The organism is Actinomadura sp. GTD37 (assembly GCF_041951365.1).
Lineage (GTDB): Bacteria > Actinomycetota > Actinomycetes > Streptosporangiales > Streptosporangiaceae > Spirillospora.
This window is the reverse complement of the sequence record NZ_JBGNUS010000002.1, coordinates 361272-386792: the sequence shown is the minus strand read 5'-3', so window position 1 is coordinate 386792 and position 25521 is coordinate 361272. Positions and strand designations below refer to the sequence as shown.

The window sequence follows — 25521 nt, the reverse complement described above, 5'->3', positions numbered from 1 at the left end:
AGGGGTTGCGCTGCCATGTCCAGGCAACTTAGCGAATCTCGGCCCGTGATCGCAGATAGATGTTATCTGCGAGATGTTTAGCCCTGCTGCGCACTGGGTAGGGTTAAGGGCTTTGCCGAATTCGGTGCAATTTGAATGAGTTTCGGAGCGTCGAGAATCCGCTTTTCCCGTTGATACGCAGGAGGTACTGCCGAGGGCGCCGGAGTGGCCGCCGGGACGCTTCCTGAACGTCAGCTTAATGTTCTGGTGCCGCCCGGGGAGCGCTTCCGGGTATCGGTTGTGTGAGGTAAGTCACTAGGATTCGGTGTCAACGGCATCGGTGCGGCGGGCGTCACGTCGCATCGCGCGAGGTCGTCCGGTCGCGGGCGGTCTGGGGCGGATGGGGCCACGGCGTTCACGCGCGCCTCGGGAGGCCGTATCCGCTTGCCTGCAAGGGGCGGGAGCACTGGCGTCGAGGTAAGGCGTTGGTTGCCAGCGGGTAAGAAAATGAGAATTCCGGACGGCCGGGGCCCGCCGTCGGCGCCGGACCCCGGCCACGTTACGGCCCGGACGGCGGCCCCCCTTCGGGTGCGGCCGATTCTTCGGGGCCTTTTGAGTGCCGCTTTACCGGAACACGACCGCCCGGAATCGGGTCAGCGGGTCGCGGCGAAGCGGTCGGTCGCCTCGATCAGCCGGTGCAGAATGCCCGGCTCGCTGAACGCGTGCCCCGCGTCGTCCACGATGTGGAGATCCGCCTCCGGCCACGCGCGGTGCAGATCCCACGCCGTCGCCACCGGGGTGCAGACGTCGTAGCGGCCCTGGACGATCACCGCCGGAATATGGCGGATCCTGTCCACGTCCCGGATGAGCTGCTCGTCCTCGAAGAACCCCTCGTTCATGAAGTAGTGGTTCTCGATGCGGGCGAACGCCACCGCGTAGTCCGGCTCGCCGAATCCCTCCGCCAGCTCCGCGTCCGGCCGCAGCGTGATCGTCGAGCCCTCCCAGGTCGCCCACGCCTTCGCCGCCGCGACCCGCACGTCCCGGTCCGCGGAGTTGAGCCGCTCGTGGAACGCCGAGACGAGGTCCTCCCGCTCGTCCTCGGGGATCGGCTCGACGTACTTCTCCCACAGGTCGGGGAACAGCAGCGACGCCCCCTCCTGGTAGAACCAGTACAGCTCGAACGGCCGCAGCGTGAAGATGCCGCGCAGCACCAGCTCGCTCACCCGGTCCGGGTGGGTCTGCGCGTAGGCCAGCGACAGGGCGCTGCCCCAGCTCCCGCCGAACACCAGCCAGCGGTCGATGCCGAGGTGCTCGCGCAGCCGCTCCATGTCCGCGACGAGGTTCCAGGTGGTGTTCGCCTCCAGCGACACCTCCGGGTCCTTCGCGTGCGGCAGGCTGCGCCCGCAGTTGCGCTGGTCGAACAGGACGATCCGGTAGGACTCCGGGTCGAACTGCCGGCGGTGCGCCGGACTGCACCCGGCCCCCGGCCCGCCGTGCACCATCACCGCGGGCTTGCCCTCGGGGTTCCCGCAGACCTCCCAATAGATCCGATCTCCGTCGCCGACGTCGAGCAGCCCGGATTCGTGCGGCTCGATCGGCGGATACAGGGTGCGAAGCTCCATGGGGCGCGATTGTCCCACCCGCCGCGTCCGCCGGGCGGATGTGACCCGCGGCACCGTGGCGCGGCCCGTCCCGGCCGCCATCAGGGGCCCTGCGTGCGGGAACGCCGGACGGGCGCCGAGATGGTAAACCCCAAACTGGGCAAACGCTCCGCTGGTCGGGACTAGAGTGCCTTCAGTGAGCGAAGCGAGGAGCCACGGGGCCGGCTGCGGAGCGAACGAGACGGGCACAACGACCCCCGCGAACGCGGCCGCGCGCCGCCGGGCGAGGAGACACGTGAGCGAAGTGACGAGCCGTCCGAGGAAAGCGGCGAGCAGGATGGGCGGCGCCATGCCGGTCACCGGGCTCCCGGCCGTGAGGCGAGGAGAACGGTGAGCGAGCTGAACGGATCGGGCGGCAACCGCGGCGTCCCGGACGCGGCGGCGCCCTGGCCCGCCATGGGGCGCGACCCGGGCCGCGCGCCCGAGGCCGCACCGCCGCCCGCGCTGCCGCCCGCCCAGCAGCCGATCCAGATGGCGAAGCCGGGCCAGCCCGGGCGGCACGGCCAGACCGGCGAGATGGTGCGGCCGGACGTCGAGCAGTCCGAGGCCCAGCCCTGGGACATCGTCGAGCGGCTCCGCCAGATGGCCGACCTCATCGGGGACGCGCTCGCCGCCGGGGAGCGCAAGGTCAACGAGGCGCAGACCGAGACCGCCTCGCAGATCGCGGCCGTCCAGCAGGAGAAGGAGTCGGCGCAGCGCGACGCGGCCGCCGCCTGGGGCGAGGTGCAGCGCGCCCGCGGCCAGGCCGAGCAGGCCGACCGCCGCGCCGTGGACGCCGAGCGCCGCCTCGGCGAGGCCCAGAACGAGATCGCCGCGCAGGTCGCGGCCGTCCAGCAGGAGAAGGAGTCGGCGCAGCGCGACGCGGCCGCCGCCTGGGGCGAGGTGCAGCGCGCCCGCGGCCAGGCCGAGCAGGCCGACCGCCGCGCCGTCGAGGCCGAGCGCCAGCTCGCCGACGCCGAGCGCCGCGCCGCCGAGGTCCAGAACGAGGCCGTCGCGCAGATCGCCGCGCTCCAGACCGAGAAGGAGAACGCGCAGCGCGACGCCGCCGCCGCCTGGAACCAGGCGCAGCAGGGGCGCGTCCAGGCCGACCAGGCCCGCGCCCAGGCCGACCAGGCCCGCGCGCAGATGGAGCAGGTGCAGGCCCAGGTCGAGCAGGCCGAGCGGCGCGTCGCCGAGGCCGAGGCCACCGTCCGCCAGGCGATCCAGCAGCGCGACGCCATGAGCGAGGCCCGCGACGACGCCCTGCGCGCCGTCGAGGACGCCACCGGCGGGCGCCGCTCCGCCGAGGCCGAGCGCGACCGCGTCGCCGAGCAGGCGGGCGAGCTGTCCCGCGCGCTGGAGACCGCGCACGGCGAGCTGGCGGGGCTGCGCGCCAAGATCACCGACGCCGAGATGACCGCGCAGAACCTGCAGCACGCCGTCGTCGGCGCCGGCAAGGAGGTCGACGAGTCCCGGCGCCGCGCCGAGGTCGCCGAGCGCCGCGCGCAGGAGAACGAGCGCCGCGCCCAGGACGCCGAGCGCCGCGCGCAGGACGCCGAGCGCCGCGTCCAGGAGGCCGCCGCCCGCGCCGACGCCGCCGAGGCCGAGCGCCAGCAGGCCCTCGACACGGCCACGCAGTCCCTGGAGGCCGCCAAGAAGGCCGAACGGGAACGCGACGCCAACGCCAAGTCCAGGGAGGCCGCCGAGCGGACCCGCGAGGGCGCCGTCCAGGCCCAGGCCCGCGCCGAGTCCGAGCTGACCCTCGCCCGGGGCCGCGCCGACCAGGCCGGCCGCGACCGCGACAAGGCCGTCACCGGCATGCGGCAGATGGCCGCCGAACGCGACGCCATCGCCGAGAAGCTCGCCGAACGCGACCAGTGGGTCGACCAGCTGGCCCAGGCCGTCACGGAGCAGCGCGCCCAGATCGCCGAGCTCTCCCAGGAGCGCGACGCCGCCCGCCAGGCCGCCGACCAGGCCCGCACCCTGATCGACGAACTGACCCGCCAGCTGCGCACCATCATGCCGAGCGCGGCGACGCCCCGCCTGTGAGGACAGAGCCGACGTCCTGACCCACAAGGTCAGGACGTCCGCCCCACCCCGCCCAAGCGGGCCCTCAGACCGACCGCTCTCCACCACCCGCCCACCCCGGCGACCACCTCAAGGCGAACACCGCAAAGTCCACCACCCGCCACCCCACGACGACGTCAGGGCGAGCAAGGTGAAGCCAGGGGCCGTCACCCCGCGAGGACCTCAAGGCGAGCACCGCGAAGTCCACCGACCGCCACCACACGAGGACGTCAGGGCGGGCACGGTGAATGCCAGGGGCCGTCACCACGCGAGGACCTCAAGGTGAGCATGGCGAAGTCCACCGGCCGCCACTACGCGAGGACATCAGGGTTGGTCGTCCCTAACCTGAAGTCTCAACGACCTCGGCGTCGCGATCGCGTGCGAAGCCAGGTTTCGAGCCTGCGAGAAACCTGATCGCGCAGCGAGCCCCTGGGCGAGCCGGAGCGATGCAGCGATCGCCGCTTTGGCCGTTGAAGGAGGGCCCCCGGGGCCCGACGCCGAGGTCAATGCAATAGGCACGCTATCCTGGTGGCCCGTGGACGTTGAGACTCGTCCGCCTCATCACGACCACGGGAGCGCCTTCTTGCCTTCGGCAGCCAATGGCAGGTCACGTCCTACCAAGCATCTCTTCGTCACCGGCGGTGTCGCCTCCAGCCTCGGCAAGGGTCTGACGGCGTCCAGCCTGGGTCGGCTCCTCGCGCTTCGCGGCCTCCGCGTCACCATGCAGAAGCTCGACCCCTACCTCAACGTCGATCCCGGCACGATGAACCCGTTCCAGCACGGCGAGGTGTTCGTCACCGACGACGGTGCTGAGACCGACCTCGACATCGGGCATTACGAGCGGTTCCTCGACACGGAGTTGCACGGGTCGGCGAACGTGACGACCGGCCAGGTCTACTCGAACGTGATCGCCAAGGAGCGGCGCGGGGAGTACCTCGGCGACACCGTCCAGGTGATCCCGCACATCACCAACGAGATCAAGGACCGGATCCGCGGGATGGGCGAGGACGGCGACGTCGACATCGTCATCACCGAGGTGGGCGGGACGGTCGGCGACATCGAGTCGCTGCCGTTCCTTGAGTCCGTCCGGCAGATCCGGCACGAGATCGGCCGCGAGAACTGCTTCTTCCTGCACGTGTCGCTGCTGCCGTACATCGGGCCGTCCGGGGAGTTGAAGACGAAGCCGACGCAGCACTCGGTGGCGGCGCTGCGCTCGATCGGCATCCAGCCCGACGCGATCGTGTGCCGGTCGGACCGGCCGATCACCGACGGGCTCAAGCACAAGATCAGCCTGATGTGCGACGTGGACCGGGAGGCCGTCGTGTCGGCCGTGGACGCGGCGTCCATCTACGACATCCCGAAGGTGCTGCATTCGGAGGGGCTGGACGCCTATGTGGTGCGGCGGCTCGACCTGCCGTTCCGCGACGTGGACTGGGGCGCGTGGGACGAGTTGCTCCGCCGCGTCCACAAGCCGGCCCGCGAGGTCGTGATCGCGCTGGTCGGCAAGTACATCGATCTGCCGGACGCGTACCTGTCGGTCACCGAGGCGCTGCGGCACGGCGGGTTCGGCAATGACGCCAAGGTCCACATCCGGTGGGTGAAGAGCGACGACTGCGAGACGCCGGAGGGCGCCGAGCGGGAGCTGGGCGGCGTCGACGGCGTGCTGGTCCCCGGCGGGTTCGGGGTGCGCGGCATCGAGGGCAAGCTCGGCGCCGTCCGGTATTCGCGGGAGAACCGGATCCCGCTGCTGGGCATCTGCCTGGGCCTGCAGTGCATGGTCATCGAGGCGGCGCGGACGCTCGGCGGGCTCGCCGACGCGGGCAGCGCCGAGTTCGACGCGACCACCGCCCACCCGGTCGTCGCGACGATGTCCGACCAGCTGGACGTCGTCGCGGGGGAGCGCGACATGGGCGGGACGATGCGGCTCGGCCTCTACCCGGCCGACCTCGCCGACGGATCGGTCGTGCGGGAGCTGTACGGGGAGGCGAAGGTGTCCGAGCGGCACCGGCACCGCTACGAGGTCAACAACGCCTACCGCGACCAGTTGGAGGAGGCGGGGCTGCGGTTCTCGGGGCTGTCCCCGGACGGCCGGCTCGTCGAGTACGTGGAGCTGCCCCGCGAGCGGCACCCGTTCTTCGTCGGCACCCAGGCGCACCCGGAGTTCCGGTCCCGCCCGACGCGCCCGCACCCGCTGTTCACCGGCCTGATCGCGGCCGCACTGGACTACGCCGAGCGGCGCGGGGGCGACGCGTGAGCGGGGAGCTCGGCGTCGGCGACGTCCGCGACGTGCCGGAGCGCTGGAACGTCGTGGAGTCGTCCGCGGCGTTCCAGGGCCCGGTGTTCGGGGTCCGCCGCGACCGGGTCGAGATGCCGTCCGGCGACGGCACCGAGATCGTCGGCCGCGACGTGGTCGAGCACATCGGCGCCGTCGGCGTCCTGGCCCTCGACGACCGCGACCGGGTGCTGCTGCTGCGCCAGTACCGGCATCCGGTCGGGCGGCTGCTGTGGGAGGCGCCCGCCGGCCTGCGGGACGTCGACGGGGAGCCGCTGCACAGGCTGGCCGAGCGGGAGCTGCTGGAGGAGGCCGGGTACCGCGCCGAGCGCTGGGACACGCTGGCCGACGTGTACACCTCGCCCGGCATGGCCGACGAGCGCGTCCGGATCTTCCTGGCCCGCGGCCTGACCGAGGTGCCCGCCGACCAGATCGACTTCGAGCGCGTCCACGAGGAGGCCGACATGCCGGTCGTGTGGGTGCCGCTGGACGAGGCGGTCCGCAAGGTGCTGGCGGGCGAGCTGCACAACATGATCGCCTGCATGGGCGTGCTCGCGGCCCGCGCGGCGCGCGACGGCGGTTTCCGGGACCTGCGTCCCGCGGGCGCGCCCGAGGACTGAGCCGATGCGGTCCCCCCGCGGCGGCCGGAGGGGGCATGATGGGCGGGTCTCCGCAGTCCCCGGCCGGAAGAGGTGGCGCACTGTCCGCGAGCCCGCCCCCCCGGAGCGCCGCGCAGGACGCGGGTTCCGCGCTCGACTCGGCCGTGCGCACGTATCTGGGGCATCTGGCCGTCGAGCGGGGCCTCGCCGCCAACACGCTCAGCTCCTACCGCCGCGACCTGCGCCGCTACGCCGAGGTGCAGGACGCGCGGGGCCGCACGGCGATCGGCGAGATCACCGAGGACGACGTCCGCGCGTTCCTGGCGGGGCTGCGGGAGGGCGACGCGGAGCATCCGCCGCTGTCGGCGGGCTCGGCGGCGCGGGCGCTGGTCGCGGTGCGGGGGCTGCACCGGTTCGCGCTGCGCGAGGGCCTGGCCGCCGGCGACCCCGCGCACGGCGTCAAGCCGCCGACGCCGCCGCGCCGGCTGCCGAAGGCGATCTCGCTGGACGACGTCGAGCGGCTGCTCGCCGCGACCGCCGGCGACGCGGGCACCCCGCGCGGGCTGCGCGACCGGGCGCTGCTGGAGCTGCTGTACGGGTCGGGCGCGCGGATCTCCGAGGCCGTCGGCCTGGACGTCGACGACCTCGACCTGCGGGACGGGTTCGCCCGCGTCGCCGGGAAGGGCGGCAAGGCCCGGGTGGTGCCCATCGGCGACTACGCCCGCGAGGCCGTGGACGCCTACCTGGTGCGGGCCCGGCCGCGGCTCGCCGGGGCCGGGCGCGGCGGCCCCGCGCTGTTCCTGAACGCGCGCGGCGGGCGGCTGTCGCGGCAGGGCGCGTGGATGGTGCTGCGCGCGGCCGCCGACCGGGCGCGGCTGTCGGAGGTGTCCCCGCACACCCTGCGGCACTCGTTCGCGACGCATCTGCTGGACGGGGGAGCCGACGTCCGCGTCGTCCAGGAGCTGCTCGGCCACGCCTCGGTGACGACGACGCAGGTGTACACGCTGGTGACGGTGCAGTTGCTGCGGGAGGTGTACGCGACGTCGCATCCGCGTGCGCGGAGCTGACCGGGGCGGCCGGCGCGCCGGCGGGCGGGGGCCGGCGAGCGCGTACCGGGGGACGAACCGGACGGACCGGCACATCGACAAATCGCGACGTTCGTCGCGCGTCGGCTTGAGAGACTGGGGCGGCGGCCCTAGAGTCCCCGTTCTGGATGGCATTTCCGGGCCGCCGGGGAGGGATCTTGTGACCAGCACAAAGGGTGCGGATGGAGACCTTTCCTCCGCGACCATCGAAACCGATCCGAGCCGGGCCCTCGGGCCCACTCAGCGACCCGTTCCGGTGTTCCCGGAGCCGGAGGCGCTGCCCGAGCACGGGCCCGCGCGGATCGTGGCCGTCTGCAACCAGAAGGGCGGCGTCGGCAAGACCACCACGACGATCAACCTGGGCGCGGCGCTCGCCGAGTACGGCCGCCGCATCCTGCTCGTCGACTTCGACCCGCAGGGCGCCCTGTCGGTCGGCCTCGGCAAGGGCGACCCGCGCCAGCTCGACATGACGATCCACAACATGCTGCTCGAGCGCGACACCGAGTGGGAGGACATCGTCATCGAGACGGGCGTCGACGGGATGGACCTCCTGCCGAGCAACATCGACCTGTCCGGCGCCGAGGTCCAGCTCGTCCACGAGGTCGGGCGCGAGTACATCCTGCAGGGCGCGCTGAAGTCGGCCGTCGACCACTACGACTACATCCTCATCGACTGCCAGCCGTCGCTCGGCCTGCTGACGATCAACGCGCTGGCCGCGAGCGAGGGCGTGCTGATCCCGCTGGAGTGCGAGTACTTCGCGATGCGCGGGGTCGCGCTGCTGATGGAGACCATCGAGAAGGTGCAGGGCCGGATCAACCCCGACCTGGTCATCGACGGCGTCCTCGGCACCATGTACGACTCGCGGACGCTGCACACCCGCGAGGTCCTCGGCCGGATCGTCGAGGCGTTCGGCGACAAGGTGTTCCATACCGTCATCAACCGGACGGTGCGCTTCCCGGACGCGACCGTCGCCGGGGAGCCGATCACGTTCTTCGATCCGAACTCGATGGGCGCGAACGCGTACCGGAGCCTCGCGCGCGAGGTCCTCGTCCGGTGGGCCGAGACCGAATGAGGCCGCCCGCCGGCCGCTGAGACGGGATGAGCACATGGTCCACCCCCCGCCAGTGCCCCCTGGCCCGCCGCCCGGCACCCCGCCGCGGCTCCCGCCGTCCCGCGGGCCCGGGCCGCTGGTCTTCGTGCTCGTCGCGGCGGCGGCCGTCACCGTCGTCGTGCTGATCGTGGGCGTCGTCGCGTACGCGGTGATCGGCCGCGCGGACGACCCGGCGGCGCGCGCCGCGTCCGGCCCGGTCGACCTGACCGAGCCGCTGACGTTCAAGCTGGTCGCCGAGGTGTCCGAGCACCCCTGCGCGGCCGGCGCCCTCACCGCCGGGGCCAACGCGTCCTGCTACACGTTCGGCCCGGACGAGCTGACCGTGCGCCGGCTGGAGAGGATCAAGGCCGCCGCGCCCGACCCGGCGAGCGGCGGCACCGGCTGGAGCGTCCAGATGACGCTGACCTCGGCGGACGCGTCCGGGTTCGCCGACCTGACCGGCAAGGCCGCGCAGGCGTACGCGCGACAGGAGCCGGCCGGCCGGATGGGCATGCTGGTCGGCGGGCTGCTCATCTCCGAGCCCGCGCAGGTGACGCAGCCCATCACCGGCGGCGAAGTGCAGATCAGCGGCGGCGCGGACACGTTCACCCGCGCCCACACCGAGAACCTCGTGCACCGGATGATCGGAAAGTAGCCTCCGGGCGCCGGACGGCCCGTCACCGCTCGTGATCGCCGGTGGTGCGAGCCGCGCGCCGGGCATGGGACGATGTGGCCGGTGAGCACAGCGCGGGAGGAGTCCTCCGCTACCGTGAGCGACGTGGACGAGACGTCGCCGGAGCCCGGGCGGGAGGGTGGCCAGGAGGGCGAGCAGGAACAGGGCTTCCGCGTCCACCTGGACAACTTCGAGGGCCCGTTCGACCTGCTGCTCGGCCTGATCTCCAAGCACAAGCTCGACATCACCGAGGTGTCGCTGCACAAGGTCACCGACGACTTCATCGCGCACATCCGCTCCTACGGCCGGGACTGGGACCTCGACCAGGCCAGCCACTTCCTGCTGGTCGCCGCCACCCTGCTGGACCTGAAGGCCGCGCGGCTGCTGCCGTCCGGCGAGGTCGACGACGAGGACGACCTGGCGCTGCTGGAGGCCCGCGACCTGCTGTTCGCGCGGCTCCTGCAGTACCGCGCCTACAAGGAGGTCGCGCAGGTGATCGCCGGCCGGATCGCCGACGCGGGCCGCCGCTTCCCGCGCCTCGTGCCGATGGAGCCGCGGTTCGCGAACCTGCTGCCGGAGGTGCTGCTCGGCCTCGGTCCGGACGAGTTCGCCCGGCTCGCCGCCCGGGCCCTCACGCCGAAGGCGCCGCCCGCGGTGTCGGTCGAGCACATGTACCAGCCGAAGGCGAGCGTCAAGGAGCAGGCCGCGATCGTCGTGGCGATGCTCCGCAGGCTGCGCCGCACGACGTTCCGCGTCCTCGCGGCCGACGCCGAGGGCACCTACGAGGTCGTCGCCCGGTTCCTGGCGCTGCTGGAGCTGTACCGGGAGCAGGCCGTCACGTTCGAGCAGGACGAGCCCCTCGGCGAGCTGCACGTGACCTGGACCGGCGCCGACGACGGCGACGTCCGGGTCGGCGACGACTACGAGGGCGCGCCCAAGAAGGACGACGCCCAGGAGAAGGACGAGGAAGACGATGACTGAGGAACCCGGCGCCGGGGCGCCGGAGCTTCCGGGGCCGCGCGCCTCGATCGAGGCGATCCTGCTGGTGGTGGACGAGCCGGTCACCGTGATGACGCTGGCGCAGCTGCTGGAGCGCCCCCGCGACGAGGTCGCCGGCACGCTGCGGGAGCTGGCCGCGGAATACACGGCGCAGGGCCGCGGGTTCGACCTCAGGGAGGTCGCGGGCGGCTGGCGGTTCTACACCCGGGACGTGTGCGCCCCGGTGGTGGAGCGGTTCGTCACCGACGGGCAGCAGGCGCGGCTGACGCAGGCCGCGCTGGAGACGCTCGCGGTGGTCGCCTACCGGCAGCCGGTGAGCCGGGCCCGGGTGTCGGCGATCCGCGGCGTCAACAGCGACGGCGTCATGCGGACGCTGACGCTGCGCGGCCTGATCGAGGACGCCGGGCAGGACCCGGAGTCGCAGGCGCACCTGTACCGCACGACCGGGCACTTCCTGGAGCGCCTCGGCCTGCGCGACCTCGACGAGCTGCCCGAGCTCGCCCCCTACCTGCCCGATGACCTGCCTGACGACATAGTGGATGGTTGAAGTTTCCGTGAGCGACAACGAGGGCGTACGGCTGCAGAAGGTCCTGGCCGAGGCGGGGATCGGCAGCCGCCGCCACTGCGAGGAGCTGATCGGCGAGGGCCGCGTCACCGTGGACGGCAAGAAGGTGTTCCGGTTCGGCGAGCGCGTCGACCCGGAGACCGCCGTCATCCACGTGGACGGCAAGCGGGTCGAGACCCGCTCCGAGATGCGGTACTACGCGATCAACAAGCCGCGCGGCGTGGTGTCCACGATGTCGGACGAGCGGGGCCGCAAGTCCCTCGCCGACTACGTGGAGGTGCCGGAGCGGCTGTTCCACGTCGGCCGGCTCGACACCGACACCGAGGGCCTGATCCTGCTCACCAACGACGGGGAGCTGTCGCACCGGCTCACCCACCCGTCCTACGGGGTCTACAAGACGTACCTGGCGGAGATCCACGGCCCGATCCCGCGCGACCTCGGCAAGCGGCTGAGGGCGGGGGTGACGCTGGACGACGGCCCCGCCAAGGCCGACCGGTTCCGCGTCTTCGACCAGGTCGGACGCCGTGTCCTGGTGGAGATCACCCTGCACGAGGGGCGCAAGCACATCGTCCGGCGGCTGCTGAAGGAGGTCGGGTTCCCCGTCCAGCAGCTCGCCCGCATAGAGTTCGGGCCGATCAAGCTGGGGTCGTTGCAGCCGGGCGGGATGCGGGCGCTGACCGTCCGGGAGATCGGCGAGCTGTACGCGGCCGTCGGGCTGTAGCGACATCGGACACGAGGAGGAACGACTGTGGCGGTACGCGCGGTCCGTGGGGCGACGCAGATCGACGCCGACGACCGGGACCAGATCCTGGAGGCGACGACGGAGCTCGTCTCCGCGGTGATGTCCCGCAACGAGCTGAGCACCGACGACGTGATCAGCGTCATCTTCACGGTGACGCCGGACCTGACGGCGGAGTTCCCGGCGCTGGCCGCCCGCAAGCTCGGCTTCCACGAGGTGCCGCTGCTGTGCGCGACGGAGATCGGCGTCCCGGGCGCGCTGCCGCGGGTGATCCGGCTGATGGCGCACATCGAGACGGGCCGCGCCCGCTCGGACGTCCAGCACGTCTACCTGCGCGGTGCGACCGCGCTCCGGCTGGACATCGCGCAGTAGCGGGGTTCGGGGCGCGGTAGCGGTGGATGGGGCGCAGTAGGGTGACGGGCGTGAGCGAGGACGTGGTGGCGCGGCGGATCGTCGTCGTCGGGACGGGGCTGATCGGCACGTCGATCGCCCTGGCGATGCGGGAGCGCGGCGCCGAGGTGCTGCTGACCGACCGGGACGCGGCGGCGCTGGCGCTCGCCGTGGAGCTGGGCGCCGGCGCGGCGCTGCCGGAGGGGGCGCACGAGGAGCCCGCCGACCTGGCGGTGCTCGCGGTGCCGCCGGCCGCCGTGGCCGTGACGCTGCTGGACGCGCAGAAGCGCGGCCTCGCCGTCGCCTACACCGATGTGGCGAGCGTGAAGGCGCTGCCGCTGGCGCAGGCGGCCGAGCTGGGCTGCGACCTCACGACGTTCGTGGCGGGGCATCCGCTCGCCGGGAGCGAGCGGTCGGGGCCGGGCGCCGCCCGCGCCGACCTGTTCCTCGGCCGTCCGTGGGCGCTGTGCGCGCCGCCGGAGGCGACGCCGGAGACCGTCGCGGCCGTGACGGGGCTGGCGAAGGCGTGCGGGGCGATGCCGGTCGAGGTGGACGCCGCCGAGCACGACCGGGCGGTCGCGCTCGTCTCGCACGGCCCGCACGTGGTGTCGGCCGCCGTCGCCGCCCGGCTGACCGGCGCGGACGACGTGGCGCTGGGCCTCGCCGGGCAGGGCGTCCGGGACGTGACGCGGATCGCGGCGAGCGACCCGCGGCTGTGGATCGGCATCCTGTCGGCGAACTCCGCGCCCGTCGCGGACGTCCTGGAGGCCGTCGCCACCGACCTCGCGGTGGCCGCGTCGCTGCTGCGCGACGGCAGCGAGGAGGCCGCCGCGCACGTCGCCGACCTGCTGCTGCGCGGGAACGCGGGCCGGTCCCGCATCCCCGGCAAGCACGGCGGCGACCAGCCCGCGTACACGACCGTCCAGGTGGTCATCCCGGACCGCCCCGGCGAGCTGGCGATGATCTTCCAGGCGGCGGGGATCGCGGGCGTCAACATCGAGGACGTGGCGATCGAGCACTCGCCGGGCCGCCCGCTCGGCGTGCTGGAGCTGTCGGTCGTCCCGGAGGCCGCCGACGGCCTCGCCGCCGAGCTGCGCGCCCGCGGCTGGTCGGTCCCGGGCTGACCGGGCCCGGCGGCCGTCCGCCGGGATGACGCGTCCGCGTTCGGGGACCGGTAGCCTGGTTCGTCGGGGACCGTCCCGGGGGGACGCCCGCGCCGGCGCGGCGTCGACCGCCGCCCGTCTCGTCTGCCGACCGGGGTCGGCGGGCGCTCCGCCGAAGAAGAGAGGGAGCGATCGTGCCGCTCGTCATCGCCATGGACGGACCCTCCGGTTCGGGCAAGTCCAGCGCGTCCAAGGGCGTCGCCCGCGCGCTCGGGCTGCGGTACCTCGACACGGGGGCCATGTACCGGGCGATGACGTGGTGGATGCTGGACAACGGCGTCCCGGTCGAGGACGGCGTCGCGGTGGCGGCCCGCGCGGCCGAGCCGGAGATCGCCTGCGGCACTGACCCGGACGCGCCCGCCATCACCGTGGACGGGGCGGACGTGTCCGGCCCGATCCGCGAGCGCACGGTGACGAACGCGGTCAGCGCGGTCAGCGCCGTCCCGGCGGTCCGCGCCCGGCTGGTGGAGTTGCAGCGGGAGATCATCGGGGCCGGCGGCATCGTGGTGGAGGGCCGCGACATCGGCACGGTCGTCGTGCCGGACGCGCCCGTGAAGGTGTATCTGACGGCCAGCGAAGAGGTGCGCGCGGCGCGCCGCGCGAAGGACCTGGTCGCAGACCCGGGGGCGTCGGTGACGGTCACGCGTGCCGAGCAGGCGCGGCGGGACCGGCTCGACTCCACCCGGAAGGCGTCGCCGCTGACGAGGGCGGCCGGCGCGCACGAGATCGACTCGTCCGAGCTGGGCCTGGCCGAGGTCATCGAGGCGGTCGTCCGCCTCGCCAAAGAGCACGAGTGAGCATGGTATTGAGCGATTACGAGATCGAAACGGCCGGCGCCATCGAGGACGTCGCCGACGACGCGGGGCCGGCGCCGGTCGTGGCCGTGGTCGGGCGGCCGAACGTCGGCAAGTCCACCCTGGTCAACCGGATCCTCGGCCGCCGCGAGGCCGTCGTGGAGGACGTCCCGGGCGTGACCCGCGACCGGGTCGCCTATGACGCGACCTGGAGCGGGCGGCGGTTCACCGTCGTCGACACCGGCGGCTGGCTGCCCGAATCGTCCGGCCTGGCCGCGGCGATCGCGGAGCAGGCCCGGCTGGCGGTCGAACTCGCGGACGTCGTGATGTTCGTGGTCGACGCGACCGTGGGCGCCACCGACGTCGACGAGGCCGTGGTGGAGATCCTGCGCCGGTCCGGCAAGCCGGTGGTGCTGGTCGCCAACAAGGTCGACGACATCGGCGCCGAGTCCGACGCGGCGCTGCTGTGGTCGCTCGGCATCGGCGAGCCGCACCCGGTCAGCGCGCTGCACGGGCGCGGCAGCGGCGACCTGCTCGACGCGGTGCTGGAGGCGCTGCCCGAGGAGCCGCCGGCGGAGACGTTCGACGTGGTGGGCGGGCCGCGCCGGGTGGCGCTGCTGGGCCGTCCGAACGTCGGCAAGTCGAGCCTGCTGAACAAGCTGGCGGGGGAGAACCGCGCCGTCGTCGACTCGGTGGCGGGGACGACCCGCGACCCGGTCGACGAGCTGATCGAGCTGGGCGGCAAGACCTGGCGCTTCATCGACACGGCCGGGATCCGGCGGCGGCACCGGGAGAACCAGGGCGCCGACTTCTACGCGACGCTGCGCACGCAGTCGGCGCTGGAGCGCGCCGAGGTCGCGGTCGTGCTGGTGGACGCCGACCAGCCGCTCGCCGAGCAGGACCTGCGGATCATCTCGATGGTGATCGACTCGGGCCGCGCGCTGGTGATCGCCTACAACAAGTGGGACCTGCTGGACGAGGAGCGCCGCCACTACCTGGACCGCGAGATCGACCGGCAGCTGCACAACGCGCGGTGGGCGCCGCGGGTGAACATCTCCGCGAAGACCGGCCGGCACATGGAGAAGCTGGTGCCGGGCATCGAGACGGCCCTGGACGGCTGGGGCGCCCGCGTCCCGACGTCCAAGCTGAACCAGTTCTTCGCCGACCTGGTGAACTCGCATCCGCACCCGGTGCGGGGCGGGAAGCAGCCGCGCGTGCTGTTCGCGACGCAGGCGGGGGTGCGGCCGCCGAAGTTCGTGCTGTTCACCTCCGGGTTCCTGGAGGAGGGCTACCGGCGGTTCATCGAGCGGCGGCTGCGCGAGGAGTTCGGCTTCGACGGGACGCCGCTGGACATCTCGATGAAGATCCGCGAGAAGCGCGGCAAGGGCAAGAAGTAGCGGAAATATCGTGCCGCGGCCCGTCCGGATCTTTCCCGGACGGGCCGCGGCATGTCAGGATGCACTCTACGGGCCGCGAGTAAGTCTTCCATTACTCGGGGATCTCGTGACCGGCACCGGTTGCCGTCCGCCAGACCCGGTCTGCCGGACACCAGGGCGCGTCGAGGGGTGGAACGTGAAGCTGCTGCTGCTCATCTCCGTTGCTGCCGTCTGCGTGGCGCTCAGCTTCGCCTGGCGGGAGCCGTGGATCGGCGGTGTCGGTCTGCTGATCGCCTTCGTCGCCATGTTCACCGACCGCGACGACGTGCGGACGGACGACGAGCGCAGCTACGAGACCACCAAGTCGGTCCGCAACATGCGCCACCGCAACCGCTGACGTCCGCCGCCCCTAGCGGTCGTGGCGCGTGTCTCCCGCCACGTGCTGGTCGCCCGGCCTGGGCGATGGAGCGGGCCCCGGCTGGTTCTCCCGCGCGTAGCGTCCGTGCACGATCGGCTGGGTGGCGGTCGCGCCCGCCGCCGGTCCCGGCGCGTCCGCCCTGGCCCGCTCCCGCGCGCCGATGACGGCGAAGCGGCCGAGCGCGAACGCGGCGAGGAACACGATCACGACGCCGAGCCCGGTGAACCCGGACAGCTGCTCGGCGACGGCCTTGCCTTCGCCGGTGCCGAGCGGGGCGCCGATCCCTTGCACGTCCCACAGGGTGGCGAGGAGTGGGCCGACGGCGAACCAGGCGCCGCCCAGCGCGGCCAGCCAGCCGCCGAGCATCGCGACCGCGCGGTTGGCGCTGAACAGCAGGATGAGCCCGCCCAGCACGGCCGCGGCGGCGGGGGCGATGCTCAGCTCCAGCCGGTCGGTGTTGTAGACCCAGGTGTCGTCCGGCGCGAAGCCGAAGCCGAAGTAGGGGCCGGCGAAGGGCAGCAGGCCGCCCCACAGCCCCAGCAGGATCAGCAGGACTCCGCTGAGGACGCCCCGGGTGCGTGGTGCTCTCATGGTCCCAGTCATGATCAATCCTCCTGACCGGGCGGTCTGATTCTGTTTTGATGCACCGTTTACCCGGACGCGGCCGGTCTACGCGGCCGCACGCCCCATACATGGCCAAAAAGGGAGCATTTCCATGAAAAGTGCCATCTGGGCGAACCCGGGGATGATCGCCGAGGTGTCGTTGGGTGGTCGCTGACCGCATCTGCAAGCTCAGAATCCGTATCGGCTCGCATTTCACTGAGCATCAGCATGCTGACCCTTGTATCTGCGATGGGCTAGGATTTGCCGGTGACCACGTTCAGGATCAGTGAGGCGGCGGCCCTGCTCGGCGTCAGCGCGGACACCGTCCGCCGCTGGGTGGACGGCGGGCGGCTCCCGGCGTCCCGCGACGAGCACGGCCACCGGCGCGTGCCGGGCGCCGAACTGGCCGCGTTCGTGCGCGAGCAGGCGCGCGGAGCCGGGCCGCCCGATCAGTCCGAGCGGTTCTCCTCGGCGCGCAACCGGCTGCGCGGCATCGTGACCGACGTCGTCCGGGACGGCGTGATGGCGCAGGTGGAGATCCAGGCGGGCCCGTTCCGGGTCGTGTCGCTGATGAGCCGGGAGGCCGCCGACGACCTCGGCCTCCAGGTGGGCGTGGTCGCCGAGGCGGTCGTGAAGTCGACGAACGTCGTGGTCGAGGTCGCGGAACCGGGAGCATCATGATCAAGCGCATCGCGGCGGCGGCGGTACTCCTGACCACGGCCGCGACCGGCTGCGGCGACGTCGGCGCCGCCTCGTCCGGGACGGGCGGAGGCGACGGCGGCGGCGGCAAGGCGCTGACGGTCTTCGCGGCGGCCTCGCTGACCGAGACGTTCACCGCGCTCGGGAAGACGTTCGAGGGCTCCCACCCCGGCGTGAAGGTCAGGTTCAACTTCGGCGGCAGCTCGACGCTCGCGCAGCAGATCACCCAGGGCGCCCCGGCGGACGTGTTCGCGTCCGCGAGCCCGGCCACGATGAAGACGGTGACCGATGCGGGCGACGCGTCCGGGCAGCCGCAGGTGTTCACCAAGAACCGCCTGGTCATCGCCGTCCCCAAGGACAATCCCGGCAAGGTGGCCACGGTGCGCGACCTGTCCCGGCCGGGGCTGAAGGTGATCCTGTGCGCCGTCCAGGTGCCCTGCGGGGCCGCCGCGAGGACCGCGCTCGACGCGGCCGGAACCGAGGTGGAGCCCGCGTCGCGGGAGAAGGACGTCAAGGCCGTCCTCACCAAGGTCGGCCTGGGGGAGGCGGACGCCGGGCTCGTCTACCGCACCGACGCCCAGGCCGCGGACGGCAAGGTCACGGCCATCGAGTTCGCCGAGGCGGCGAAGGCCGTCAACGACTACCCGATCGTCGAGGTCGCCAAGGCCCCGAACGGCGCGCTCGCCGGGGAGTTCATCGGACTCGTGCTCGGCGAGCGGGGCAGAGCGGTGCTGGCCCGGGCGGGCTTCGAGGCGCCGTGAGGCGGGCGGGGGAGGCCGACCGGCTGCCGGGGCGGCCGCCGTGGGTCCTCCTGGTGCCCGCGCTCGCCGGGCTGGCGTTCCTCGTGCTGCCGCTGCTCGGGCTGCTCGTCCGGGCGCCGTGGTCGACGCTCGGCACCCGGCTCGCGCAGCCGCAGGTGCTGGACGCGCTGCGCCTGTCGCTGCTCAGCGCCACCCTCGCCACCTGCCTGTGCGTGCTGCTCGGCGTCCCGCTGGCCTGGACGATGGCGCGGGTCCGGTTCCCCGGCGTCCGGCTCGTCCGGGCGCTGGTGACGGTGCCGCTCGTGCTGCCGCCGGTCGTCGGCGGCGTCGCGCTGCTGCTCGTGCTCGGGCGGCGCGGCCTGATCGGGGCCCGGCTGGACGCCGCGTTCGGGATCACCCTCCCGTTCACCACCGCCGGTGTCGTGCTGGCCGAGGCGTTCGTCGCGATGCCGTTCCTGGTGATCAGCGTGGAGGGCGCGCTGCACGCCGCCGACCTGCGCTACGAGGAGGCCGCCGCCACCCTCGGCGCCGGCCGCTGGACGATCTTCCGCCGGGTCACGCTGCCGCTCGTCGCGCCCGGCGTCGCGGCCGGCGCCGTGCTGTGCTGGGCGCGGGCGCTGGGCGAGTTCGGCGCGACGATCACCTTCGCGGGCAACTTCCCGGGCCGGACGCAGACGATGCCGCTCGCGGTCTACCTGGCGCTGGAGACCGACCCGCAGGCCGCGATCGTGCTCAGCCTCGTGCTGCTCTTCGTCTCCGTCGTCGTCCTGGCCGCCCTCCGGGACCGGTGGGTGAGCGGCGCATGAGCCGCCCGGGGCTGGACGCGCGGCTCGTCGTGCGGCGCGCCGCGTTCGACCTCGACCTGTCGCTCGCCGCCGCGCCGGGCGAGGTCGTCGCGCTGCTCGGCCCGAACGGCGCGGGCAAGAGCACCGCGCTGCGCGCGCTGGCCGGGCTCGTCGCGATGGCGGGCGGGCACGTCCGGGTGGACGGCGAGGACCTGCGCCCGCTGCCGCCCGACCGCCGCCGCATCGGCATGGTCTTCCAGGACTACCTGCTGTTCCCGCACCTCAGCGCGCTGGAGAACGTCGCGTTCGGGCCGCGCTGCCGGGGCGCCGGCCGCCGCGCCGGCCGCCGCGCCGCCGCCGAGTGGCTGGACCGGGTGGGGCTGGCGGAGTACGCGCCGGTCCGTCCGCGGGCGCTGTCGGGCGGGCAGGCGCAGCGCGTCGCGCTCGCCCGCGCGCTGGCCGTCGACCCGGGCCTGCTCCTGCTGGACGAGCCGCTCGCCGCCCTCGACGCGCACACGCGGCTGGAGATCCGGGCCGCGCTGCGCCGCCACCTCGCCGGGTTCGCGGGCGCGGCCGTGCTCGTCACCCACGACCCGCTGGACGCGATGGTGCTGGCCGACCGCATCGTGGTGATCGAGGGCGGGCGCCTCGTCCAGGAGGGGACGCCCGCGGACGTCGCCCGCCGTCCCCGCACCGACTACGTGGCGCGGCTCGTCGGGCTGAACCTGTACCGGGGCCGGGCCGAGGGCGGCGGCACCGTGGTGATCGGCGACGGCGAGGGGACCCTCGACACGGTCGACTCGCCCGAGGGTGAGGTCTTCATAGCCTTCGCTCCGTCCTCGGTGGCGCTGTACCGGTCCCGTCCGGACGGCAGCCCCCGCAACCTGTGGCGCGCCCGCGTGGCGGCGGTCGAACGGCACGGGGACCGCGTCCGGGTGCGGCTGTCCGGGCCGCCTTTCGACGCCGTCGCGGACGTGACTCCGGCCGCCGTGGCCGAGCTTCAATTGTCCGAGGGCAGCGCGGTGTGGGCGGCGGTCAAGGCCACCGAGACGCACGTTTACCCAGCTTAGGTACGTCCGCGCGGGGCGGTTGCGGGGTGGCGTCCGTCACGTCCCGCGCCGAGTGATAACAATCACAAAGAGGGCATAGGCCCACAAATACGGACGGGATTGGTCCAGACCAAATGGCAAAAACGACGGGTCTTGTTCATCATGCAAACATCCTGCGAACAGCTGAAGGAGTTGCCCGTGTCCATCCAGGTCCCCGGCCTCGACCAGGCCCCTACCGGCCACACCGAACTGATTGAGTGGGTACGCGGGATCGCCGAGCTGACCAAGCCGGACCGCGTCCAGTGGTGCGACGGCTCGGACGAGGAGTGGGAGCGGCTGACCGGCCTCCTCGTCGAGCAGGGCACCCTCACGCGGCTCGACCCGGCCAAACGGCCGAACAGCTTCCACGCCGCGTCCGACCCCACCGACGTCGCCCGTGTCGAGGACCGCACGTTCATCTGCTCCGAGAAGGAGGCGGACGCCGGTCCCACCAACAACTGGGTGGCGCCCGCCGAGATGAAGGAGACCCTGAGCGGTCTCTTCGACGGCTGCATGAAGGGCCGCACCATGTACGTGGTGCCGTTCTGCATGGGCCCGCTCGGCGGCAACATCTCCCAGCTGGGCGTCGAGATCACCGACTCCGCCTACGTCGCCGTGTCCATGAAGATCATGACGCGGATGGGCGCGGGCGCGCTGCGGCTCATCGAGGAGCGCGGCTCGTTCGTCAAGGCCGTCCACTCCGTCGGCGCCCCGCTGGAGCCCGGCCAGGCGGACGCCACGTGGCCCTGCAACTCCACCAAGTACATCACCCACTTCCCCGAGACCCGGGAGATCTGGTCGTACGGGTCCGGCTACGGCGGCAACGCCCTGCTGGGCAAGAAGTGCTACGCGCTGCGGATCGCCTCCACGATGGCCCGCGACGAGGGCTGGATGGCCGAGCACATGCTCGTCCTGAAGCTGACGCCGCCGGCCGGTGAGACCCGCTACGTCGCCGCCGCGTTCCCGTCCGCGTGCGGCAAGACCAACCTCGCCATGCTGGAGCCGACCATCCCGGGCTGGAAGGTCGAGACCATCGGCGACGACATCGCCTGGATGCGGTTCGGCGACGACGGCCGCCTCTACGCGATCAACCCGGAGGCCGGGTTCTTCGGCGTCGCGCCCGGTACCGGCGAGAGCACCAACGCCAACGCCGTGAAGACGCTGTGGGGCAACAGCATCTTCACCAACGTCGCGCTCACCGACGACGGCGACGTGTGGTGGGAGGGCCTCACCGACGAGCCGCCCGCGCACCTCACCGACTGGAAGGGCAACGACTGGACGCCGGGGTCCGAGACCCCGGCCGCCCACCCGAACGCCCGCTTCACCACCCCGGCCGGGCAGTGCCCGATCGTCGCCGACGAGTGGGAGGACCCGGCGGGCGTCCCGATCTCGGCGATCCTGTTCGGCGGCCGGCGCGCCTCCGCCGTCCCGCTGGTGACCGAGTCGTTCGACTGGCAGCAGGGCGTGTTCCTCGGCGCCAACATCGCGTCCGAGAAGACCGCCGCCGCCGAGGGCGCCGTCGGCGAGCTGCGCCGCGACCCGTTCGCGATGCTGCCGTTCTGCGGCTACAACATGGGCGACTACTTCGGCCACTGGCTCGACATCGGCAAGGCCACCGACGCCGAGAAGCTCCCGCGGATCTACTACGTCAACTGGTTCCGCAAGAACGCCGACGGCAAGTTCATCTGGCCCGGCTTCGGCGAGAACAGCCGCGTCCTGAAGTGGATCGTCGAGCGGCTGAACGGCAAGGCCGACGCCGCCAAGTCCCCGATCGGGCACCTCCCGACGCGGGAGGCGCTCGACACCGACGGCCTCACCATCGACGACGCCGACCTGGAGACGCTCCTGTCGGTCGACACCGAGGTGTGGAAGCAGGAGGCCGCGCTCGTGCCGGAGTTCTTCGAGAAGTTCGGCGACCGCACGCCGAAGGCGCTGTGGGACGAGTACCACGACCTGGTGCGCCGCCTGGAGCACTGATCGCCCGGGCCGGCCGGCCGCCGGCGTGAGCCACGGGCCGGTCGCGGACTTTGCCGAGTCCGCGACCGGCCTTTGGCCTTTCCCGTGGGACGCGGGGGCAGCATTTGGAGAAGTCCCCGTCCAGGGAGGCCCGGATGTTCGACCTGATGACCCGCCACTGGTGGGTGCTCGCGCTCCGCGGCGCGTTCGCGATCCTGTTCGGCATCGTCGCCTGGGCCTGGCCCGGCATCACCGTGTGGGCGCTGGTCCTGCTGTTCGGCGCGTACGCCCTCGCGGACGGGGTGATCGCGGTGGCGCACGCGTTCCGCGGGGCGACCGGCGCGTCGCGGGCCCTGCTCATGCTGGTCGGCATCGCCGGCATCGCGCTCGGCATCGCGGCGCTCGTGTGGCCGGGCATCACCGCGTTCGTCCTGCTGATGCTCATCGCCGCGTGGGCCGTCGCGACCGGCGTGCTGGAGATCGTCGTGGCCGTCGCCATGCACCGGGAACTGCGCGGCGAATGGGCGTACGTGCTGACCGGCGCGATCTCGGTGCTGTTCGGGATCCTGCTGTTCGCCTGGCCGGTCTCCGGCGCCATCGCGATCGTCTGGCTGATCGGGCTGCTCGCGATCCTGAGCGGCGCCGCCATGCTCGGCGCCGCGTTCCGGCTGCGCCGGCTCGGACGCCGGGCCGAACGGCACGGCCGGACGAGCCCCGCCGCCCCCTCCTAGGCCGCCCCTCCCAGGCGTCTTGGACCGCCCTCCGGAACCTCAACAACGGTTGAGGCCGCATAGGATGCGGTTCCATGACGCGGCTTGAGCACCGGGTGCACGAACTGACCGTCGGGCAACTCGCCGAGCGGAGCGGCGTGGCCGTCTCGGCGCTGCACTTCTACGAGTCCAAAGGGCTGATCAGCAGCCGCCGGACGGCCGGCAACCAGCGCCGGTTCAGCCGCGACACGCTCCGCCGGGTCTCCTTCATCAAGGTGTCGCAGCGCGTCGGGATCCCGCTCGGCGACATCCGCGACGCGCTCGCCACCCTCCCCGAGGAGCGCACCCCCACGGTCGCGGACTGGGCGCGCCTGTCCGAGACGTGGCGCGGCGACCTCGACGACCGCATCCGGCAGCTGGAGCGGCTGCGCGACGACCTCACCGACTGCATCGGCTGCGGCTGCCTGTCGATCAACAAGTGCGCTCTGGCCAACCCCTACGACCGGCTCGGCGACGAGGGCCCGGGGCCGCGCAGGCTCCTCGTCGACCGTGCGGCGCCGAGCCGGCCGGGCGGGCGGGAGGCGGCGGCCGTCGCCGCGCCTCCGGAATGCGCCGATCCCTGCACCACGGGGGGACCGGCCGGCCGCCGGCCCGGCCGCTAACCGGGCCGGCCGCCGGCCCGGTTAGCGGCGCTGCGGCGTGCGGACGTGCGGGTCGAAGCGGCGCGGCGCCGGTTCGCGCCCGGCCGGCTGGGCCGGCGCCTGACGCGCCGGCACCTGCTCGATCGGCAGCTCCACCGGCTCGTCGCCGAGCGTGAACCTGTCACCGTGGTGCAGCAGCGGGAGGCCCGGGCCGTCCAGCAGCTCGTAGCGGGCCTCCTCCGCGGTCACCCCGACCTTGATCAGGCAGCCCCGGTAGCGCATCCGGAACGTCAGCCGGCTGATCCCGCCCGGCAGCCGCGGCGCGAACCGCACCTCGCCCCGACGGGCCCGCATCCCGCCGAACCCGGCGACGAGCCCGCTCCACGCCCCCGCCATCGACGCGATGTGCAGCCCGTCGCGGGTGTTGCGGTTCAGGTCGTGCAGGTCCATCAGGGCGGTCTCGCCCAGGTAGTCGTGCGCCAGCTCCAGCTGGCCGACCTCGGCCGCGACGACCGCCTGCGTCTGCGCCGAGAGGGAGGAGTCCCGGACGGTCAGCCCCTCGTAGTAGGCGAAGTCGCGCTCCTTCTGCTCGCTGGTGAACGCCTCGCCGCACAGGTGCAGGGCGAGGACGAGGTCCGCCTGCTTGACGACCTGCTTCCGGTAGAGGTCGAAGTACGGGAAGTTCAGCAGCAGGGGGTAGTGGTCGGGCTTGGTCGTCGCGAAGTCCCAGCGGGCGTGGTTGGTGAAGCTCTCGCTCTGCGGATGGACGCCGAGCCGGTCGTCGTAGGGGATCAGCATGGCCGCCGCCGCGTCCCGCCACGACGCCGCCTCCTCGGCGTTCACCCCGAGCCGGTTCGCCACGTCCGGATGGCGCATCGCCATCTCGGCGGCCTCCTGGAGGTTCCGGCGCGCCATGAGGTTGGTGTAGACGTTGTTGTCGACGATCGCGCTGTACTCGTCCGGCCCGGTGACGCCGTCGATGCGGAACACGCCGCCCACGTCGTGGTGGCCGAGGCTCCGCCACAGCCGCGCGGTCTGCACCAGGATGTCGATGCCGATCTCCCGCTCGAACTGCTCGTCCTGCGTCGCGTCGAGATAGCGGACGACGGCGTCCGAGATGTCGGCGTTGATGTGGAACGCCGCCGTCCCGGCGGGCCAGTAGCCCGAGCATTCCTGGCCGCGGATCGTCCGCCACGGGAACGTGGCGCCGTGCAGGCCGAGCTGCCGGGCGCGCTCGCACGCCAGCGGCAGCGTCATGTGCCGCCAGGCGAGCGCGTCCGCCGCCGCGCCGGGGGACGTGTAGGTCAGCACGGGCAGGACGAACGTCTCGGTGTCCCAGAACGTGTGCCCGTCGTAGCCGGGACCCGTCAGCCCCTTCGCCGGGATCATGCGGCGTTCCGCCCGCGCGCCCGCCTGCAGCACGTGGAACAGCCCGAACCTGACCGCCTGCTGGATCTCCGCGTCGCCCTCGACCTCGACGTCCGCGCCCTCCCAGAAGTCGTCGAGGTACGCGCGCTGCTCGGCCAGCAGGCCGTCCCAGCCGGTCTGCCGCGCGCCCGCCAGCGCCCCGACCACCTGGTCGTGCAGCGCGGGCCGGGACCGCCGGCTCGACCACCCGTAGGCGATGTACTTGACGATTCGGAGCTTCTGCCCCGGCTCCAGCCGCGTCGCGACCGTCAGCCGCCCCACGTCCGGGGCGCTCTCGGTCTCCACCTGCATCGACTCGGGGCCCTCGATGTCGTGCGACATGCCGGCGCCCATCCGCAGGCCGCTGTGCCGCGTCCGGTGCAGCAGCAGCACCTTGGTGCCGTTGGCGAAGTGCTCCTCGCTGACGAGGGGGCAGTCCAGGATGGCGGAGGCGCGCGGGTCCTTGCCGCCGCCGGGCAGCGCCTCGTTGGCCACCAGCTCGGACTGGGCGACCAGCCGGACCGCGCTGTCCACCGGCTCGACCTCGTAGCAGATCGCCGCGACGGCGCGCTGCGTCAGCGACACCATCCGCACCGACGTGACCTTGATCGTCTTGTCGGCGGGGGACGTCCACTCGACGTGCCGGGTCAGCGTGCCCGCCTGCATGTCCAGGATCCGCTCGTGGTGGTGGACCCGGCCGTACCGGACGTCGAGCGGCTCATCGTCCACCAGCAGCCGGATCACCTTGCCGTTGGTGACGTTGATGACCGTCTGCCCCGACTCGGGATACCCGTAGGCGGTCTCGGCGTGCGGCAGCGGACGCTGCTCGTAGAACGAGTTCAGATACGTGCCGGGCAGCCCGTGCGGTTCGCCCTCGTCGAGGTTGGCGCGCATGCCGAGATGCCCGTTGGACAGCGCGAACACCGACTCGCTCTGCGCCAGCCGGTCCAGCCGGAGCTCGGGCTCCCGCACGCACCAGGGCTCCACGGTGAACACCGGGCGGTCCGCGGCGCTCCGCCCCT

Annotated in this window: 24 protein-coding genes; 21 read left to right on the top strand and 3 right to left on the bottom strand. The window is 72.9% G+C overall.

Annotated features, from left to right (window positions below):
• Positions 1-632 precede the first annotated feature (632 nt).
• A complete protein-coding gene (gene pip / locus ACA511_RS15925) occupies positions 633-1601 on the bottom strand; it encodes a prolyl aminopeptidase (protein WP_375025088.1) in 969 nt (322 codons plus the stop codon).
• Between the two features lie 369 nt (positions 1602-1970).
• Here pip and ACA511_RS15920 point away from each other — a divergent pair, with 369 nt between their 5' ends.
• From ACA511_RS15920 to ACA511_RS15855, 14 genes are all read left to right on the top strand, one after another.
• A complete protein-coding gene (locus ACA511_RS15920) occupies positions 1971-3668 on the top strand; it encodes a hypothetical protein (RefSeq protein WP_375025087.1) in 1698 nt (565 codons plus the stop codon).
• A 601-nt stretch (positions 3669-4269) separates the two neighbouring features.
• Positions 4270-5940: a CTP synthase gene (locus tag ACA511_RS15915; RefSeq protein WP_375025086.1), complete on the top strand. Its 1671-nt coding sequence runs from the start codon at positions 4270-4272 to the stop codon at positions 5938-5940.
• Complete coding sequence (locus ACA511_RS15910; protein WP_375025085.1) at positions 5937-6578, top strand: NUDIX domain-containing protein; 642 nt, start codon at positions 5937-5939, stop codon at positions 6576-6578. Before ACA511_RS15915 ends, ACA511_RS15910 begins: the two co-directional genes overlap by 4 nt.
• A 143-nt stretch (positions 6579-6721) precedes the next feature.
• Positions 6722-7624, top strand: a complete 903-nt coding sequence (gene xerD / locus ACA511_RS15905) for a site-specific tyrosine recombinase XerD (protein WP_375025084.1) — start codon at positions 6722-6724, stop codon at positions 7622-7624.
• Positions 7625-7847: 223 nt separating this feature from the next.
• Positions 7848-8714, top strand: coding sequence for a ParA family protein (locus ACA511_RS15900; RefSeq protein WP_375025600.1), 867 nt, complete (start codon positions 7848-7850; stop codon positions 8712-8714).
• Positions 8715-8766: 52 nt separating this feature from the next.
• Complete coding sequence (locus ACA511_RS15895; RefSeq protein ID WP_375025083.1) at positions 8767-9387, top strand: hypothetical protein; 621 nt, start codon at positions 8767-8769, stop codon at positions 9385-9387.
• 114 nt (positions 9388-9501) lie between these two features.
• Positions 9502-10386, top strand: a complete 885-nt coding sequence (locus ACA511_RS15890; protein ID WP_375025082.1) for a segregation and condensation protein A — start codon at positions 9502-9504, stop codon at positions 10384-10386.
• Entirely contained in the window at positions 10379-10951 is a 573-nt protein-coding gene (gene scpB, locus ACA511_RS15885; protein ID WP_375025081.1) for an SMC-Scp complex subunit ScpB, read from the top strand. The genes ACA511_RS15890 and scpB overlap by 8 nt, the downstream gene beginning before the upstream one ends.
• Before the next feature lie 7 nt (positions 10952-10958).
• Complete coding sequence (locus ACA511_RS15880; protein ID WP_375025080.1) at positions 10959-11690, top strand: pseudouridine synthase; 732 nt, start codon at positions 10959-10961, stop codon at positions 11688-11690.
• 27 nt (positions 11691-11717) lie between these two features.
• A complete protein-coding gene (gene aroH / locus ACA511_RS15875) occupies positions 11718-12080 on the top strand; it encodes a chorismate mutase (RefSeq protein ID WP_375025079.1) in 363 nt (120 codons plus the stop codon).
• Between the two features lie 50 nt (positions 12081-12130).
• A complete protein-coding gene (locus tag ACA511_RS15870) occupies positions 12131-13222 on the top strand; it encodes a prephenate dehydrogenase (RefSeq protein WP_375025078.1) in 1092 nt (363 codons plus the stop codon).
• A 173-nt stretch (positions 13223-13395) separates the two neighbouring features.
• The gene (gene cmk, locus ACA511_RS15865; RefSeq protein WP_375025077.1) at positions 13396-14058 is read left to right on the top strand and encodes a (d)CMP kinase; all 663 of its coding nucleotides are present in this window, start codon (positions 13396-13398) and stop codon (positions 14056-14058) included.
• Positions 14059-14060: 2 nt separating this feature from the next.
• Positions 14061-15452, top strand: coding sequence for a ribosome biogenesis GTPase Der (gene der / locus ACA511_RS15860; RefSeq protein ID WP_375025598.1), 1392 nt, complete (start codon positions 14061-14063; stop codon positions 15450-15452).
• Between the two features lie 175 nt (positions 15453-15627).
• Complete coding sequence (locus ACA511_RS15855) at positions 15628-15828, top strand: hypothetical protein (RefSeq protein ID WP_375025076.1); 201 nt, start codon at positions 15628-15630, stop codon at positions 15826-15828.
• A 12-nt stretch (positions 15829-15840) separates the two neighbouring features.
• Here the strand turns inward: ACA511_RS15855 and ACA511_RS15850 are convergent, their stop codons facing one another.
• Positions 15841-16440: a hypothetical protein gene (locus ACA511_RS15850; protein ID WP_375025075.1), complete on the bottom strand. Its 600-nt coding sequence runs from the start codon at positions 16438-16440 to the stop codon at positions 15841-15843.
• Positions 16441-16719: 279 nt separating this feature from the next.
• Between ACA511_RS15850 and ACA511_RS15845 the strand changes: the two genes are divergently transcribed.
• The 7 genes from ACA511_RS15845 (at position 16720) to soxR (ending at position 23113) form a co-directional block, all read left to right on the top strand.
• Positions 16720-17133, top strand: a complete 414-nt coding sequence (locus tag ACA511_RS15845) for a molybdopterin-binding protein (RefSeq protein WP_375025074.1) — start codon at positions 16720-16722, stop codon at positions 17131-17133.
• A complete protein-coding gene (gene modA, locus ACA511_RS15840; protein ID WP_375025073.1) occupies positions 17130-17912 on the top strand; it encodes a molybdate ABC transporter substrate-binding protein in 783 nt (260 codons plus the stop codon). The genes ACA511_RS15845 and modA overlap by 4 nt, the downstream gene beginning before the upstream one ends.
• Complete coding sequence (locus ACA511_RS15835; RefSeq protein WP_375025072.1) at positions 17909-18718, top strand: ABC transporter permease; 810 nt, start codon at positions 17909-17911, stop codon at positions 18716-18718. The genes modA and ACA511_RS15835 overlap by 4 nt, the downstream gene beginning before the upstream one ends.
• Positions 18715-19767 carry an ABC transporter ATP-binding protein gene (locus tag ACA511_RS15830; protein WP_375025071.1) on the top strand — a complete coding sequence of 351 codons (1053 nt, stop codon included), beginning with the start codon at positions 18715-18717 and terminating at the stop codon, positions 19765-19767. Before ACA511_RS15835 ends, ACA511_RS15830 begins: the two co-directional genes overlap by 4 nt.
• Before the next feature lie 177 nt (positions 19768-19944).
• On the top strand, positions 19945-21762 hold the full coding sequence (locus ACA511_RS15825) for a phosphoenolpyruvate carboxykinase (GTP) (RefSeq protein WP_375025070.1): 1818 nt from the start codon (positions 19945-19947) through the stop codon (positions 21760-21762).
• A 134-nt stretch (positions 21763-21896) separates the two neighbouring features.
• On the top strand, positions 21897-22472 hold the full coding sequence (locus ACA511_RS15820; RefSeq protein WP_375025069.1) for an HdeD family acid-resistance protein: 576 nt from the start codon (positions 21897-21899) through the stop codon (positions 22470-22472).
• 74 nt (positions 22473-22546) lie between these two features.
• Positions 22547-23113, top strand: coding sequence for a redox-sensitive transcriptional activator SoxR (soxR, locus tag ACA511_RS15815; RefSeq protein ID WP_375025068.1), 567 nt, complete (start codon positions 22547-22549; stop codon positions 23111-23113).
• A 21-nt stretch (positions 23114-23134) separates the two neighbouring features.
• On the opposite strand, the gene ACA511_RS15810 is transcribed toward soxR, so the two are convergent.
• Entirely contained in the window at positions 23135-25495 is a 2361-nt protein-coding gene (locus ACA511_RS15810) for a glycoside hydrolase family 65 protein (protein ID WP_375025067.1), read from the bottom strand.
• Positions 25496-25521: the final 26 nt, after the last annotated feature.